Origin of the sequence: Streptacidiphilus sp. ASG 303 (assembly GCF_020991365.1) — a bacterium.
Lineage (GTDB): Bacteria > Actinomycetota > Actinomycetes > Streptomycetales > Streptomycetaceae > Peterkaempfera.
Genome location: NZ_JAJLRA010000030.1, coordinates 1 through 15,160, shown reverse-complemented (window position 1 = coordinate 15,160; position 15,160 = coordinate 1). Strand labels below are relative to the sequence as shown.

The following is a 15,160-nucleotide window of genomic DNA, read 5'->3' as shown; positions in this document are numbered from 1 at the left end:
CCCGGTCCGGCAGCGCCGGACCCGCCGGCACCGGCGGAACCCGTCCGGGTCGCGCTCACCCGCTGCGGGACGCCGACCTCACGGCCGGCTCCCCCGTGCTCGCGGACTCCCCCGTGCTCGCGGGGCTGACCGCCCTGTCCAGGGGCAGCCCCGCGTACCCTGCCTGGGCAGCTCCGGTCGGGGGCCTCCGCCGTCTCAGCCCAGGAAGCGGTGCAGCGGCACCGACTCGGTGAGCACCATGGTCACCCGGTGGGCGAGACGCTGCCACGCCTCCTCCTCGTCCGCGGTGAGCCGCACGTCCCCGCCGTCCGCCGCCCGCAGGGCGCGGGCCAGCAGCACGGTGTCGGCGTCCGGCACCAGGTCGACGGCGGCCAGCACCCTGGCCAGGGCGCCGACCAGCGCCGCGGGGGTCTCCCCCGCGGCGGCCGCCAGCTCGTCCAGCAGCGGGCCCGGACCCCCGTGCCCGCTGCCGCCGTCGGCGCTGCCCCGGGGACGCCCGGCGTCCGGGCCGCCCTCCGCCTCCGGGGCGGCGAGGGCCGCGGACAGCTCCCGCAGGACCGCGTACAGCAGGTCCACGTCGTCCACCGGGAGCCGCACCAGGCGCAGGCCGGCGTGCTCCCAGCGACCGTTGGGCGCCCACACCCGGGGGCCGCGGTCCACCGCCTCGGACACGACCCCGCGCAGCCGCCGCAGCGCCCCCAGCGCGGCGGCCGGCGCGGCCGCCGGGTACGCCGCGGCCGGACCGGGCCGGCCGCCGGGCACCGCCCCCGACTCGGCCAGGGGCGCCAGCAGACGTCCTTCCACCAGGTCGAACTGGCCCGCCAGCTCGACGTCCACCAGGACCAGGCGCTCCACCGCGCCGCGCTCTTCCTCCGGCATGGCTCCACTGTGCCAGCCGCCTCGGACACCCGCTCGGACAGCGGCCCCGGCCGCCGTGCCGCCCCGCGACGCGGCGGCCTCGGCCCCGCGACGCGGCGCGGCGGGCGTACGGCGGGGCCCGGGCGACGGGGCGGCTGCGACGGCCCGGGGGTCCCCGCTGCCGGTCGGCGGCCCCGACCGGTCGGCGGCCCCGACCGGTCAGCGGTTCCGGCGGGTGACCAGTTCGGCGAGGACGAGCAGGTCGCCCGCGTCCGCCGGGTCGGGGACGGCACGGGCCAGGTGGTCCACCGCGGCGGCCATCCGGTCGCACGCCTGGGCCTGGGCCCAGTCGCGGCCCCCGGCCCGGTCGACGGCGTCGGCGGCCCGGCGCAGCTCGGCCTCGCCCAGCGGCCGCCCGGCGGCGTAGAAGGCGGCCAGCTCGTCCGCCGCGGGGGTGCCGGACCGCAGGGCGGCGACGACCGGCAGCGACTTCTTGCGTGCGGCGAGGTCGGCGCCGACCGGCTTGCCGGTGGTCTCCGGGTCGCCCCAGATCCCGATGAGGTCGTCGATGAGCTGGAAGGCGAGGCCGGTGCGGCGGCCGAAGGCGTCGAGGGCGTCCGCGGCGTCGGGACCGGCCCCGGCGTACAGGGCGCCGACGGCGCAGGCGCAGCCGAGGAGCGCGCCGGTCTTGGCCTCGGCCATGGCCAGGCACTCCTCCAGGGTGACGTCGGAGCGCTGCTCGAAGGCGCAGTCCGCGTGCTGGCCCTCGCAGAGCTCGACGACGCAGTCGGCGAGCCGGGCGGCGGCCTCGGCGGCGGCGGGGTGGGGGTCGCGGGCCAGCAGGCGCAGCGCCAGGGCGTGCAGGGCGTCGCCGGTGAGGACGGCGTCGGCGGAGCCGAACACCGACCAGGCGGTGGGCCGGTGGCGGCGGGTGGGGTCGCGGTCGATGACGTCGTCGTGGAGCAGCGTGAAGTTGTGGACCAGTTCGACGGCGGCGGCCGCGGTGACCGCGGCCCCCGGCGGCCCGCCGAGGGCCCTGGCGGCGGCCAGGACGAGGGCGGGCCGGACGGCCTTGCCGGCGTCGCCGGAGGCGGGCGTGCCGTCGGCCTCCTGCCAGCCGAAGTGGTAGGCGGCGATCCGGCGCATGGCGGCGGGCAGGGAGTCCACCGCGGCGCGCAGCGCCGGGTCCACCGCCCGCCGGGTGCGGGCGAGCACCTCCGAGGCCTCGTCGCTCTCGCGGTCCAGCACGGGGCTTGCCATGTCCGTCCCTCTCTCCGCGCTGCGGCGCGGCGGTGGGTCTCCGCGCGCGGGCGCGGCGTTGGGTGGCGGGTGCGCTGTGTCGGCGGAGGGGCAGGGGCCGCGGCGGGAGTGCCGCCGCGGCTCCCGCGGACGCCTCAGTCGCGGTGGGCGACCTGGACGTTCTCCAGGACGCCGAGCGCGTCCGGGACGAGGACGGCGGCCGAGTAGTAGGCGCTGACCAGGTAGGAGATGACGGCCTGGTCGTTGATCCCCATGAAGCGCACCGAGAGGCCCGGCTCGTACTCGTCGGGGATGCCGGTCTGGTGGAGGCCGATCACGCCCTGGTCGTCCTCGCCGGTGCGGAGCACCAGGACGGAGCTGGTCCGGGCCTCGCTGACCGGGATCTTGTTGCAGGGCAGGATGGGCACGCCGCGCCAGGAGGGCACCATCTGGCCCTGCACCTCGACGTTGCCGGGGTAGAGGCCGCGGCGGCTGCACTCCCGGCCGAAGGCGGCGATGGCGCGCGGGTGGGCGAGGAAGAAGCGGGAGCCGCGGCGGCGGGAGAGCAGCTCGTCCATGTCGTCCGGCGTGGGCGGCCCCGCGTGCGGCTGGATCCGCTGCCCGTAGTCGGCGTTGTGGAGGAGGCCGAACTCCGGGTTGTTGACCAGCTCGTGCTCCTGCCGCTCGCGCAGCGCCTCGACGGTCAGCCGCAGCTGCTGCCCGACCTGGTCGTGGGGGTGGTTGTAGAGGTCGGCGACGCGGGTGTGCACGCGCAGCACGGTCTGGGCCACGCTCAGCTCGTACTCGCGGGGCGACGGCTCGTAGTCGACGAAGGTGCCGGGCAGCTGCACCTCGCCGTGGTGGCCGGCGGCCATGGCGATGGCCGACTCGCCGTACGCGTTGCGGGCGGGCCGGTCGGCGGCCGCCTCCGCGAGGTGGGCCCGCAGCTCCGGCGAGCGCTCGGCCAGCGCGGCGAGCTCGGCCCGCGGGAGCGTCAGCACGGTGCAGGGGGTGGCGGCGGTGGCGGTGTACGCCCAGCGCTCGTCGGCGCCGTCCAGCACGTGGCCGCCGAAGTGGTCGCCGTCGGCGAGCACCCCGAGGGCGGTCTCCTCGCCGTAGGCGCCGACCCCGGACTTGGCGACCTTGCCGTGCGCGATGAGGACGACCCTGTCCACCAGGCGGCCGGCCTCCGCCAGCACCTCGCCCGGCTGGACCTCGTGCTGCTCGAACCGCCCGGCCAGCTCGCGGAGCACCCCGGCGTCCCCGAAGCCGCGCAGGACGGGCAGCTCGCCGAGTTCGGCGGGCACCACCTGGACCTGGGCGCCGGTCTGCACGAACGTCACCCGGCCGTCGCCCACGGTGTAGCTCAGCCGACGGTTCACCCGGTAGGTGCCGCCGGACACCTGCGTCCACGGCAGCATCCGCAGCAGCCAGCGGGAGCTGATCTCCTGCATCTGCGGAACGGACTTGGTGGTCGACGCCAGGTTCCTGGCCGCCGCCGTACTCAGGCTCAGCTGCGGCCGCTCGTCGTGAACCGCCGCACCCGAAGCCGTCTCGACCGACATGCAATGCCCTCCCCGGAACGAATGATGTTGGCCTGCGCATCCATCGTGACCGCTCGATCGACCACAAACCATCACACGTACGGGTGCATCATGCGAAAGATCACCATACTGTCGTCAAAGGTGACGGAAGCCCCTTCACGGACTCGGCGGGGCACTCCGGTCACCGTCGCCCGCCGACCGGCCCCGGGCGGTCCGGAGGACGACCGCCCGCCCGGGTCCCGTCACCCCGATGGCGCATCATGTGGCGGTGCTGAGAGCAGAGGACAACGGCGGAGGCGACCCCGGCGCCGCCGCGGGGGAGAGACACCCGACCGGGGCCCGGCGGCCGGAGCCGGCGGATCTCACGGCCGCGGTGGAGGCGGCCCGGGAGGGCGACGAGGAGGCGTTCCGGACGCTGTTCCGGACCCTGCAGCCCGGGCTGCTGCGCTACCTGCGGACGCTGGTCGGCGAGGACGCCGAGGACGTCGCGTCCGAGGCGTGGCTGCAGGTGGCGCGCGACCTGGGGAGGTTCCGCGGCGACTCCGACGGCTTCCGCGGCTGGGTCGCGACCGTCGCCCGCAACCGGGCGCTGGACCACCTCCGCAGCCGGCAGCGGCGCCCCCGCACCGGCCTGCCCGTCGAGTACCTGGACGGCCTCCCCGCGCGGGACGACACCGCGGGGGCGGTCCTCGACTCGGCGGCCGCCTCCGAGGCGCTCGCCCTCATCGCGCGGCTGCCGCGCGACCAGGCCGAGGCCGTCCTGCTCCGCGTGGTGGTGGACCTGGACGCGGAGACCGCCGCCCGGGTGCTCGGCAAGCGCCCCGGGGCCGTGCGGACGGCCGCCCACCGGGGGCTGCGCAGGCTCGCCGCCCTGCTGGGGACGCCCGGGGGCGGCACCGGCGACCGGGCGGAACCCCCCGCCCCGGAGGAGGCGGCGAAAAAAGTCCGAAGAAAATCCCGCGCGGGTGTGACACGGAAGCAGGCGCCGACGCTGAAGGACATGAGATGAGGAGCCACCGACCCCGCAGGATGGACCGGAGGACCGCCGAGGACCTGCTCGACGGCCGTCCCACCGGTCCCGACGCCGGCCACGACGCCCTCGCCGGACTGCTCGCCGCCGCTGCCGCCCCCGCGGCCGACGGCGAACTGCCCGGCGAGCGGGCCGCCATGGCCGCGTTCCGGGAGGCCCGCCGCAACCCCGCCCCGCAGGAGTCCCCGCAGGAGTCCCGGCAGCGGTCCCCGCGCAGCACCGCGGCGCTCCCGCGGCCGGTGCGGCGGTTCGGGGCGAGAGCCCTCGCGGCGGCACTCGCCGCCACCGCCCTCGGCGGCGTCGCCGTGGCGGCCGGGACCGGCCACCTCCCCGGCCTGCGGCACGACGGGCACGCGGACGGGCCCCGCCCCGCCGCGTCCGCGTCCGGCAGCGCCGGCACGGCCGCCCCCGGCGGCGGGCAGGCCGGGCCGTCCGGCGGCGCACCGGCGTCCGGCGGCACCGCCGGCCAGCCGCGGCGCACCGCGGGCGCGGAGGTCGCCGACCCCGTGCGCAGGGGCCAGTGCCGCAGGTGGACCGCGGCGGTTGCCGGTACCGGCGGCGCGACACCGGGCGGTCCGGCGTTCGCCGGCCTGGTCCGGGCGGCGGGCGGCACCGGGAACGTCGCCGCCTACTGCGCGGCCGTCCTGTCCGGCGGCCCCTCGGCGGCGCCGGAGGCGCGGCCGGGGAACCACCCGTCCAGGACCCCGAACCGCAGCGGGCACACCCCGGGCGCGGCCGCACCCTCCCAGGGAGGGGCCGGCGGCGGCCAGGGGACCCACGGCCCCGGCGGCAGGCCCGCGGACACCGCCCGGCCGTCCCGCACGGCCGGTGCCGCGACCGGTGCCCCGGACCACGGCACGGCCGGCCCGGGAGGTCCACCGGGCTGAACACCCCCCAGGACCCGGGCGGCGCGGGCACTCCCCCTTGCCGCGACCGCCCGGAGGCGGACCGCACCACGGTGCGGCGGCCGCCAGGCCCTCCGGGGCCGGGGACGGGCGGCGGACTCCCCCCGTACGCCGCCCGTCCCACCTCAGCACCCGCACCGCCCCGGCCGACCGGCACCAGCCCGGCCCGACCCGCACCACCGCCCGACCCGGGCGTCCCCGATCCGCCGAGCAGCAGGATTCCGATGGTGAACGACGAAACGGCGCCCCTCCCCCACGGCGCCGGCCCCGCGTACGGCGCGCCCCCGGCAGCGCCGGTCTTCGTCGACGCCTCCGGCCGCCGCAGACGCCGCGTCAGCCGCCTGGGCCGCCTCCTGGCGATCCCCGCCGCCGCCTACGTCGCCCTGCTGGCGAGCACCGTGCTCGGCGGCCCCACCGTCGACACCCCGCTGCTGCCCGCACCGCCCCGGCAGCCGGTCCGGCACGCCACCGTGGACTCGGCCCCGTCCGCGGAACCCACGCGCACCCGGGCTCCCCGGCGGTCCGCCACCGTGCGCCCGGCCGCGCCCGCCGGGACCGGTGCCACCGGTGCGGGCGCCGCCGCGTCCGCGCGGCCCGTCCCCGTGACGACGACGCGCGCCGGTGCGGCCTCCCCCCGGCCCGCGACGGCCCCCGCCACCGCCGCCTCCACCGCCGCCCCGGCGCCGTCACCGGCAGCGCCGAGCCCGACCTCCCACGGCCGCTCCAGCACGGCGCCCGGCGCGACCCGCAAGCCCGCCCACCCCTGAGCACCCGCACCCGAGCACCCGCACCCGCACCCGCACCCGAGCCCGCAGCGCCGCCCCGAAGCCCGCATTCCGCATCCCGCACCAGAAGCCCGTGGAGGGCCTGCCCGTGACCGACTCCAGGCGCAGCCGCCGCCGCAGCACCCTGCGCGACGTCCCGCTGCGCACCCACTGGCTGCTGCTCGGCGTCCTGCTGGTGACCCTCACGGCGGCCCTGCTGCTCCAGGGCTACACCCAGCACATGTTCGACGGCAGGGCCGACGGGGCCCCCCGCGCCCAGGGCCCCGCCGGGCAGGTCCCCCCGCAGGTCCTGCACGGCGGCCCGGTCGTCGCGGCGGACGGCTCCCGCACCGTCCGGCCCCGGCCCCGCACGATCGCGCTGACCTTCGACGACGGGCCGGACCCGACGTGGACGCCGCGCGTCCTCGACGTGCTGCGCCGCCACCACGTCCACGCCACCTTCTTCGTGGTCGGCACCGAGGCCGCCGCCCACCCCGACCTGGTGCGCCGGATCACCGCGGAGGGCCACCAGCTCGGCGTGCACACCTTCACCCACCCCGACCTGGGCGGGGCCTCCCCGTGGCGCCGCTCGCTGGAGCTGCGCGAGGCCCAGCTGACCGTCGCCGGGGCCGCGGGCGTCACCACCCCGCTGCTGCGCCCGCCGTACTCCTCCACCAACGAGGCGCTCGACGACGACGCGTGGCAGGCCGTCCGCCAGGCGGGCCGCGAGGGCTACCTCACGGTCCTCACCACCCTGGACAGCGAGGACTGGCGGCGGCCCGGCACGGCCCGCATCATCGCGAACTCCACCCCCCGGGGCGCCGCCGGCCAGGTCCTGCTCATGCACGACGCGGGCGGCGACCGCTCGCAGACGGTGGCCGCCCTGGACACCCTGCTCCCCCGCCTGCAGCACCGCGGCTTCCGCGTCACCACCGTCAGCGACGCGGCCGGCCTCACCGACCCGGTGCGGACCGCCGGCGCCCGCGACCACTGGCAGGGGCTGGCCCTGATCCGCGCCCTGCAGCTCAGCGACTGGATGCTCACCGCCGTCTCCTGGCTGCTCTGGGCCGCGGGGGCGCTCAGCGTGCTCCGGGCCGTCGCCGTGGTGGCGGCCGCCCGCCGGCACGCCCGCCTGCGCGACGAGCCCTGGGGGCCGCCGGTCACCGAGCCGGTCAGCGTCATCGTCCCCGCCTACAACGAGAGCGCGGGCATCGAGGCCGCCGTGCGCTCCCTGCTCGCCTCCGACCACCCCGTGGAGGTGATCGTCGTCGACGACGGCTCCACGGACGGCACGGCGGACCTGGTGGAGTCGCTCGGCCTGCCGGGCGTGCGCGTCATCCGGCAGGAGAACGCGGGGAAGCCCGCCGCCCTCAACACCGGCATCGCCGCGGCCTCCTGCGAACTCCTCGTCATGGTCGACGGCGACACCGTCTTCGAGCCGGACGCCGTCCGGATGCTGGTGCAGCCGTTCGCCGACCCCGCCGTCGGCGCCGTCTCCGGGAACGCCAAGGTCGCCAACCGCGGCGGGCTGCTGGGCCGCTGGCAGCACATCGAGTACGTCGTCGGCTTCAACCTCGACCGGCGGCTCTTCGACCTCGCCGAGTGCATGCCGACCGTGCCCGGCGCCGTCGGCGGCTTCCGCCGGGAGGCGCTGCTGGGCGTCGGCGGCGTCAGCGACACCACCCTCGCCGAGGACACCGACCTCACCATGGCCCTGTGCCGCGACGGCTGGCGGGTCGTCTACGAGGAGCGGGCCAAGGCCTGGACCGAGGCCCCCGCCTCGCTCGGCGCCCTGTGGAAGCAGCGCTACCGCTGGTGCTACGGCACCCTCCAGGCCATGTGGAAGCACCGCCGGGCGCTGGTCCAGCGCGGCCCCGCGGGCCGTCTCGGGCGGCGCGGGCTCGGCTACCTGATGCTCTTCCAGGTGCTGCTGCCCCTGCTCGCCCCGGTCGTCGACGTCTTCGCCGTCTACGGGCTGGTCTTCCTCGACCCGCTGCACATCGCCGGGCTGTGGCTGGCGTTCCTGGCCCTGCAGCTGGTGATGGGCCGGTACGCCTTCCACCTGGACCACGAGCGGCCGGGCGCGCTGTGGAGCCTGCCGCTGCAGCAGTTCGTCTACCGGCAGCTGATGTACCTGGTGGTCATCCAGTCGGTCTTCACCGCCGTCGCCGGCACCCGGCTGCGCTGGCAGCGCATGGAGCGGTACGGCAGCCTCCAGGTCCCGGCCCCCGGGACACCGCAGGACGGCCCCGCGGACGCCCCGGCCCTGCCGGCCCTGCCGGCCCTGTCCGGGCTCCCGGCGGCTGCGGCCCCGGAGTACGCCGGGTACGCCGCGCCCCACCTGCCCGCCCCCCACGCGCCCGCGCCCCGCCTGCCCGCCCCGTACGTGCCCGCGCCGTACGTGCCGCAGCAGCACGTGCCACAGGGTTACCCGGCGCCGCACCGCCCGGCGCCGCAGGACGCGGACCCGCGGTACGCACCGGCGCAGTACGCCGAGCCCCGGTACGCACCGCAGCAGTACGCGCAGCTCCAGTACTCCCCGGCGCAGTACGCGGAGCCCCGGTACGTACCGCCGCAGTACGCGGAGCCGCACCCACCGGCACTGCAGCACGCCCCGGCGCAGCACGCCCCGGCGCAGTACGCGCCGGGGCAGCCGGGCGGACCGCAGCCCGGCGCGCCCACCGCGCTCGCCGACGCCTGGTACGAGGAGGCCAGGTCCGCCCGGGAGGCCGAGGCCGGCCACTTCGTCGCGGCCCCCGTCGACCGGGCGCGGCACCGGCAGCCGAACCCGCCGCAGTCCTGGGGCGGCGGCCACTGAGACCCCTGTCCGCTCCCCGGCTCGGCGGATCCGGGGAGCGGGCAGGCACACCCGCCGGGCGCCCCGGCCCCGCGCGGGGAAATGCGTTGCGCCCCTCCGGAGGACGGGCGCAGACTCCGGTCCATGAGTGCTGAGGCGGCGGATCCCACCTGGCGGCCGATCGGCCGCTCCGACGTGCCCGCGTGGCTGGAGCTGCTGGAGGCGGTGGAGGCGGCGGACCGGGAGAACGAGCACCCCGACGCGCAGGGACTGGCCGAGCGCTTCGACGACCCGTACGTCGACCCCGCCCGCGGCAGCCTCGCCGCCTTCGACGGCGGGCGGATGGTCGCCTACCACTGGATGAAGGCCCGCACGGCCGCCGAGCCCGTGCACGAGTTCTGGCAGATGGGGGGCGTGCACCCCGGGTACCGGGGGCGCGGCCTGGGCACACGGCTGCTGCGCTGGGCCGAGTCGGCCGCCGTCCCCCTGCACGAGGAGCGGTTCCCCGGGAAGCCCCTGACGCTCACCGGCAGCTGCCTGGACGGCCACGAGGCGTCCAACGCCCTGTTCGCGGCGCTCGGCTACCGCCGGACGCGCTGGTTCCACGACATGCGCCTCGCCGACCTCTCCGCCCCGCTGCCGGAGGCGTCCGTGCCGGAGGGGGTCGTGTTCCTGCCGTTCACGCCGGAGCGCTCGGAGGACGCGCGCCTCGTGCGCAACGAGTCCTTCCGGGACCACTGGGGCTCCACCGAGACCACCCCCGGGTCCTGGGCCCACTTCACCGGCGGCTCCGCCTTCCGGCCCTCCGTCAGCCTGATCGCCTACGAGGGCGGCGAGCCGCTCGCCATCGTGCTGGCGGAGGAGCACGACGGGCACCGGCTGGCCACCGGGCAGCGCGACCTGTACGTCGCCCTGGTCGGCACCCGCCGGACCGCCCGCAGGCGCGGGCTGGCCGGCGCCCTGCTGGTCCATGTGCTCAGGAAGGCGGCGGCCGAGGGGTTCCGGACCGCCTCCCTCGGTGTGGACGCCGACTCGCCGACCGGCGCCCTCGGCCTCTACGAGCGGATCGGCTTCCGGGCGGAGCTCACCTTCGTCTCCCAGCAGAAGGAGCTCCTCCCCGCCGGGGGCGGCCGCCCGCCCGGCACCGGGCAGGCCCGGCCGCAGGCCTGAGCGGGGACACGCCCCGGGTCAGCGGGCGGTGGGGTACGGCTGCCGGACGGGGCGCAGGGTGCTCCGGAGGCTGTCGACGGCCAGGTGGCGGGCGAGGTTGGTGGCCCGGCAGTCGCGGAGGCTGTCGAGCATGAGGAAGTCGTGGACCATGCCCAGGACGCGGAGCGCGGTGACGTTCACCCCGGCCTCCCGGAGCCTGGCGGCGTACGCCTCGCCCTCGTCGCGGAGCACGTCGGCCTCGTCGGTGACGACCACGGTGGTGGGCAGGCCGCGGAGCTGCTCGGCCGTGGCCCGCAGCGGTGAGGCGTACGCCTCACGGCGCTGGGCGGGGTCGGTGGTGTACTGGTCCCAGAACCAGCGCATGGCGTCGCGGGTGAGGTGGTACCCCTCGGCGAACTGCTGGTAGGACGCGGTGTCGAAGTCCGCGTCGGTCACCGGGTGGAGCAGGACCTGCGCGGACAGGTCGATCCCGCCCCGCTCCTCGGCCATGAGGGCGAACACCGCGGCCATGGTGCCGCCGACCGAGTCGCCGCAGACCGCGATGCGGGAGGGGTCCAGGCCGTGCCGGGAGCCCTCCGAGGTGATCCACCGGCCCACCGCCCGGTTCTGCTCGATCCGGGTGGGGTACTTCGCCTCGGGGGCCCGGTCGTAGACGGGGAAGACCACGGCGGCCTCGGCACCGGTGGCGATCTCGCGCACCAGGCGGTCGTGGGTGTCCTCGTCGCCGAAGACCCAGCCGGCGCCGTGGATGGAGAGGACCACCGGGAGCGGGCCGGTGGCCCCGCGCTTGACTGGCGGAGCCATGACAGGGTTGGATCCACACAGCTTGATCGTGAACAGACAGAAACATCAGCATCAGGGGGAATCATGAAGCACACCAGGATCGCCGCTCTGGCCCTGGCCACGGCCACCCTCGTGGGCGGGGGCCTCGCCGGCGCCTCGTCCGCGTCGGCGAGCACCGCGCCGGACGGCAGCAGCTGGGACCACACCTGGACGACTGCCGACTCGGCGCAGGGCGGCACGGTCTACGTCGAGGAGCACGGCGACGTCATCAAGGTGTGCGACACCGCCGCCGACGGACTGGCGCCCAGGATCTCGGTCTGGGCCGAGACCTCGGTCGCCGGTGAGTACGCCCAGAGGTACACCGGGATCGCCTCGGGCGGCCTCGGCTCGTGCAGCACCTACAGCGCCTCGGACGGCGGGTCGTACGACCTGCCCGAGAACGACGAGATCTCGATCTCGATCTGGCTGGGCCCCAGCCTCCCGTCCAGCACCACCACCACGCACTACTACCTGAACGACCACTGACGGGCGCCCAGGGACACGTGACGCCTCCGCCCTCCGGCGACGCCACCGTCGAGACCGCGGTCGGCGGACCAACTGCTCAGGCGCCGCCGCTCGAGCTGATGTCAGGCCCGGCGTCCCCCGGCGGCCTCCCCCGTTGATGCCCGCCGGTGATGCCGAAGGCCCCGGACCGATCATGGTCCGGGGCCTTCGTGCCGGTCGTGCGCCGAGCCGCGTGTCGGATTCGAACCGACGACCCTCGCTTTACAAGAGCGACGCTCTGGCCAGCTGAGCTAACGCGGCGCGGTTGCCGTCCGCGGCGGACCACGGCGGCACCGTGGGGCAGTCTACCGGGGTGTCGGCCGGGCTCGGCGGTGATCGGACGGGACGGCACAGGGATCGGGCCGATAGGCGGGAAGTGTCCCGAATGTGACCGGATAGACGCCGGATCTGACCCCCGGGGTGCTGACAAGGGCGGGGGCGCCAGGTAGGTTCGGGTGAACCGGTTGAGTAGTGGTCTGGACCACTGCCGCTTCCGGCCACCCACCTTTACTCGGATCGTCCGGCACGTTCCTGCCGGTGAAGGGGAGTCCACCATGGCTTCTGTCACGTTCGACAAGGCGACGCGCATCTACCCGGGCGGCAAGCGCCCGGCCGTCGACCAGCTGGACCTCGAGGTCGCCGACGGCGAGTTCCTCGTCCTGGTCGGCCCGTCCGGCTGCGGCAAGTCGACCTCGCTGCGCATGCTCGCCGGCCTGGAGGACGTCAACGGCGGCGCCATCCGCATCGGCGACCGCGACGTCACCCACCTGCCGCCGAAGGACCGGGACATCGCCATGGTGTTCCAGAACTACGCGCTCTACCCGCACATGACCGTCGCGGACAACATGGGCTTCGCCCTGAAGATCGCCGGCGTGAACAAGGCGGACATCCGCAGGAAGGTCGAGGAGGCCGCGAAGATCCTCGACCTCACCGAGTACCTGGACCGCAAGCCGAAGGCGCTCTCCGGCGGCCAGCGGCAGCGTGTCGCGATGGGCCGGGCGATCGTCCGCGAGCCCCAGGTCTTCCTCATGGACGAGCCGCTGTCCAACCTGGACGCCAAGCTCCGCGTCTCCACCCGCACCCAGATCGCCTCGCTCCAGCGCCGCCTCGGCATCACCACCGTGTACGTCACCCACGACCAGGTCGAGGCCATGACCATGGGCGACCGGGTCGCGGTGCTCAAGGACGGCCTGCTGCAGCAGGTGGACAGCCCGCGCAACATGTACGACCGCCCGGCCAACCTCTTCGTCGCGGGCTTCATCGGCTCCCCGGCGATGAACCTGGTCGAGGTGCCGATCGTGGACGGCGGCGTGAAGTTCGGCGACGCGATCGTCAACGTCTCCCGCGAGGCCGTCACCGAGGCCGCCAACGCCGGCGACCGCACGGTCACCGTCGGCGTCCGGCCGGAGCACCTCACCGTCGTGTCGCCGGAGGGCCTGTCCAAGGACGGCAAGGGCCTCGCGGTCACGGTCAACGTGGTCGAGGAGCTCGGCGCGGACGGCTTCGTGTACGGCTCGGCGCAGATCGGCGGCGAGGAGAAGGACCTGGTGGTCCGCGTGAACGGGCGCCAGATCCCGATGAAGGGCGAGACGATCCACGTCGTCCCCGTCGCCGGCGAGACCCACGTGTTCTCCACCAGCAGCGGCAAGCGCCTCAGCGACTGACGTCGCACGGGAGGCCCCGCAGAGCGGCGGGGAGGGCCCCGGCGGAGCGAGTCTCCGCCGGGGCCCTCCCCGTGGGCGGGGCTCTCCCTGCGGGCGGGGCGGCCGGCGGCGGGCGCCCGGTGCCCCGCGGGGGCACTGCGGGAGCCCCGCCGGGCCCGCGCACCGGCCCCGGCGGGGCCCCGGACGTCAACTCCCCACAGCGGAAGCCCTGTTCACGGTCACTCATCCGTGTTACTCAGCGTCTTCCAAACGTCACCGGTCGCTACGATCCTGGACGTGAAGCAGCTCGTACGCCGCATCGGCAAGACCATCGCCTTCGTGCTGCCGGTCGTCCTGGTGACGACCGGCACCCTGGCCGTCACCCGCGTCCCGTGGGCTCCGCCGTCGTCCGGTCAGCAGCAGGTCCTCGCCGCCGCGGCCGCCGACGGGAGCATCGGCATCTCCGCCGCCCCCGAGCACCGCCCCGCAGAGAGGCTCGCCCCGCAGGAGGCCCTGCTGCGCAGCCTGCTGCACGAGCTCCAGGTGCACGACCCGGGGACCGCCCTGGCGATGCTGGACCGCTCCATGCGGCGGCACCCCTCGCTCACCCCGCACTGCACCGCGCTCTCCGAGGCGCTCGGCCGGGCGGCGGTCCGCAAGTACCACGGCAACGTGCGGAAGGCCCGCTCGTTCGCCCGCCCGGTCTGCGACGGCTCCTTCGCCGCCGGCGTGGCCGGCGGCCACTGAGGCGCCGGCCCGTCCGTCCGTCCGCCCCCAGGTGCCGGTGCCACGCCGTGACGGTGTGGCACCGGCACCTGCGCGTCCGGGAGTTGCACCCCGTGCACCCGCCTCGTCGCCCCGCGCCCCGCCGCGTCCCGTCGTACCGCGCCGCAGCCCGCAGCGGGCCGTCCTCCGGGCCCCGGCGGGCGGCCGGTCCGGCTCTCCGCAGGGCGCGGGACCGGCGCCGGACCGCGGGCCGGACCCCGGGCCGGGTCGGCGCACGGACGGCGCGCGGCGGCGTCTAGGGTTGGCCCATGACTGCTGACCTCACGCAGCCCCCCGCGGCGAACCCCGGCTCGCCGACCGTCACCCAGGCCGTGATCCTGGCCGGCGGCCAGGGGTCCCGGCTGCGCCCGTACACCGACGACCGGCCCAAGCCGCTGGTCGAGATCCCGGGCACGGGCACCCCGATCATCGGCCACCAGATCGCGTGGCTCGCGGAGGAGGGCGTCACCGACGTCGCCGTCTCCTGCGGCCACCTCGCCGAGGTGCTCCAGGACTGGCTGGAGCAGGCCGAACTGCCCGTCAACGTCACCACGGTGGTGGAGACGGAGCCGCTGGGGCGCGGCGGCGGCCTGAAGTACGCGGCGAAGGCGCTGCCGCGGCCCGACGAGCCCTGGTACGCGACCAACGGCGACATCTGGACCCGGTTCTCCCTGCGCGACATGGCGGCCTTCCACCACGAGCGGGCCGCCCTCGCGACGCTCGCGCTGGCCCGTCCCCGCATCCCGTGGGGCGCCGTGGAGACGGACCGCTTCGGCAACGTCCTGGACTTCGTCGAGGCCCCGCCGTCGCCCTTCCTGATCAACGCGGGCCTGTACGTCTTCTCGCCGGGGTTCACCGCCCTGCTGCCGGACGTCGGCGACCACGAGCGGACCACCTTCCCGCAGCTCGCCCGCGAGCGGCGGCTGGCGGGCTACCAGCTTCCGCAGGGCTGCTACTGGCGGGCCATCGACACGGCGAAGGACCTCACCGAGGCCGCCAGGGAGCTGGCCTCCGTCCGGTCCGGCACCTCCTGAGGCGGTACGCGCCCGGCGGCCGGAACCGGCCGCCGGGCGGTGCTCGTGCGGCGGCGGCCGCACCCCCGGTCCGGGGGTGCGGCCG

Annotated in this window: 13 protein-coding genes and 1 tRNA gene; 9 read left to right on the top strand and 5 right to left on the bottom strand. The window is 76.5% G+C overall.

Going from position 1 to position 15,160, the window contains the following annotated elements; all coding sequences use genetic code 11:
• Positions 1-195: 195 nt before the first annotated feature.
• The 3 genes from LO771_RS25780 to LO771_RS25770 form a co-directional block, all read right to left on the bottom strand.
• Positions 196-879 carry a hypothetical protein gene (locus tag LO771_RS25780; RefSeq protein WP_230746971.1) on the bottom strand — a complete coding sequence of 228 codons (684 nt, stop codon included), beginning with the start codon at positions 877-879 and terminating at the stop codon, positions 196-198.
• 198 nt (positions 880-1,077) lie between these two features.
• On the bottom strand, positions 1,078-2,118 hold the full coding sequence (locus LO771_RS25775; RefSeq protein ID WP_230746970.1) for a family 2 encapsulin nanocompartment cargo protein polyprenyl transferase: 1,041 nt from the start codon (positions 2,116-2,118) through the stop codon (positions 1,078-1,080).
• 134 nt (positions 2,119-2,252) lie between these two features.
• Positions 2,253-3,662 carry a family 2B encapsulin nanocompartment shell protein gene (locus LO771_RS25770; RefSeq protein ID WP_230746968.1) on the bottom strand — a complete coding sequence of 470 codons (1,410 nt, stop codon included), beginning with the start codon at positions 3,660-3,662 and terminating at the stop codon, positions 2,253-2,255.
• A gap of 247 nt (positions 3,663-3,909) precedes the next feature.
• On the opposite strand from LO771_RS25770, the gene LO771_RS25765 reads away from it, so the two are divergent.
• The 5 genes from LO771_RS25765 (at position 3,910) to LO771_RS25745 (ending at position 10,307) form a co-directional block, all read left to right on the top strand.
• Positions 3,910-4,650, top strand: coding sequence for an RNA polymerase sigma factor (locus tag LO771_RS25765; RefSeq protein ID WP_374228246.1), 741 nt, complete (start codon positions 3,910-3,912; stop codon positions 4,648-4,650).
• Positions 4,647-5,558, top strand: a complete 912-nt coding sequence (locus LO771_RS25760) for a hypothetical protein (protein WP_230746966.1) — start codon at positions 4,647-4,649, stop codon at positions 5,556-5,558. Before LO771_RS25765 ends, LO771_RS25760 begins: the two co-directional genes overlap by 4 nt.
• Before the next feature lie 242 nt (positions 5,559-5,800).
• A complete protein-coding gene (locus LO771_RS25755) occupies positions 5,801-6,343 on the top strand; it encodes a hypothetical protein (protein WP_230746965.1) in 543 nt (180 codons plus the stop codon).
• A 106-nt stretch (positions 6,344-6,449) separates the two neighbouring features.
• The gene (locus LO771_RS25750; RefSeq protein WP_230746964.1) at positions 6,450-9,158 is read left to right on the top strand and encodes a bifunctional polysaccharide deacetylase/glycosyltransferase family 2 protein; all 2,709 of its coding nucleotides are present in this window, start codon (positions 6,450-6,452) and stop codon (positions 9,156-9,158) included.
• A 123-nt stretch (positions 9,159-9,281) separates the two neighbouring features.
• Positions 9,282-10,307: a GNAT family N-acetyltransferase gene (locus LO771_RS25745; protein WP_230746960.1), complete on the top strand. Its 1,026-nt coding sequence runs from the start codon at positions 9,282-9,284 to the stop codon at positions 10,305-10,307.
• An 18-nt stretch (positions 10,308-10,325) separates the two neighbouring features.
• On the opposite strand, the gene LO771_RS25740 is transcribed toward LO771_RS25745, so the two are convergent.
• Entirely contained in the window at positions 10,326-11,111 is a 786-nt protein-coding gene (locus LO771_RS25740) for an alpha/beta hydrolase (RefSeq protein ID WP_230746958.1), read from the bottom strand.
• 63 nt (positions 11,112-11,174) lie between these two features.
• On the opposite strand from LO771_RS25740, the gene LO771_RS25735 reads away from it, so the two are divergent.
• The gene (locus LO771_RS25735; protein ID WP_230746955.1) at positions 11,175-11,615 is read left to right on the top strand and encodes a hypothetical protein; all 441 of its coding nucleotides are present in this window, start codon (positions 11,175-11,177) and stop codon (positions 11,613-11,615) included.
• 205 nt (positions 11,616-11,820) lie between these two features.
• Here the strand turns inward: LO771_RS25735 and LO771_RS25730 are convergent.
• A tRNA-Thr gene (locus tag LO771_RS25730) sits at positions 11,821-11,894 on the bottom strand.
• A gap of 293 nt (positions 11,895-12,187) precedes the next feature.
• Between LO771_RS25730 and LO771_RS25725 the strand changes: the two genes are divergently transcribed.
• The 3 genes from LO771_RS25725 to LO771_RS25715 all read left to right on the top strand — a co-directional run bounded on the left by LO771_RS25725 (position 12,188) and on the right by LO771_RS25715 (position 15,075).
• Complete coding sequence (locus LO771_RS25725) at positions 12,188-13,297, top strand: ABC transporter ATP-binding protein (protein WP_230746953.1); 1,110 nt, start codon at positions 12,188-12,190, stop codon at positions 13,295-13,297.
• A gap of 276 nt (positions 13,298-13,573) precedes the next feature.
• Positions 13,574-14,023 carry a hypothetical protein gene (locus LO771_RS25720; RefSeq protein WP_230746950.1) on the top strand — a complete coding sequence of 150 codons (450 nt, stop codon included), beginning with the start codon at positions 13,574-13,576 and terminating at the stop codon, positions 14,021-14,023.
• 287 nt (positions 14,024-14,310) lie between these two features.
• On the top strand, positions 14,311-15,075 hold the full coding sequence (locus LO771_RS25715) for a nucleotidyltransferase family protein (RefSeq protein WP_230746948.1): 765 nt from the start codon (positions 14,311-14,313) through the stop codon (positions 15,073-15,075).
• The last annotated feature ends 85 nt before the right edge of the window (positions 15,076-15,160 follow it).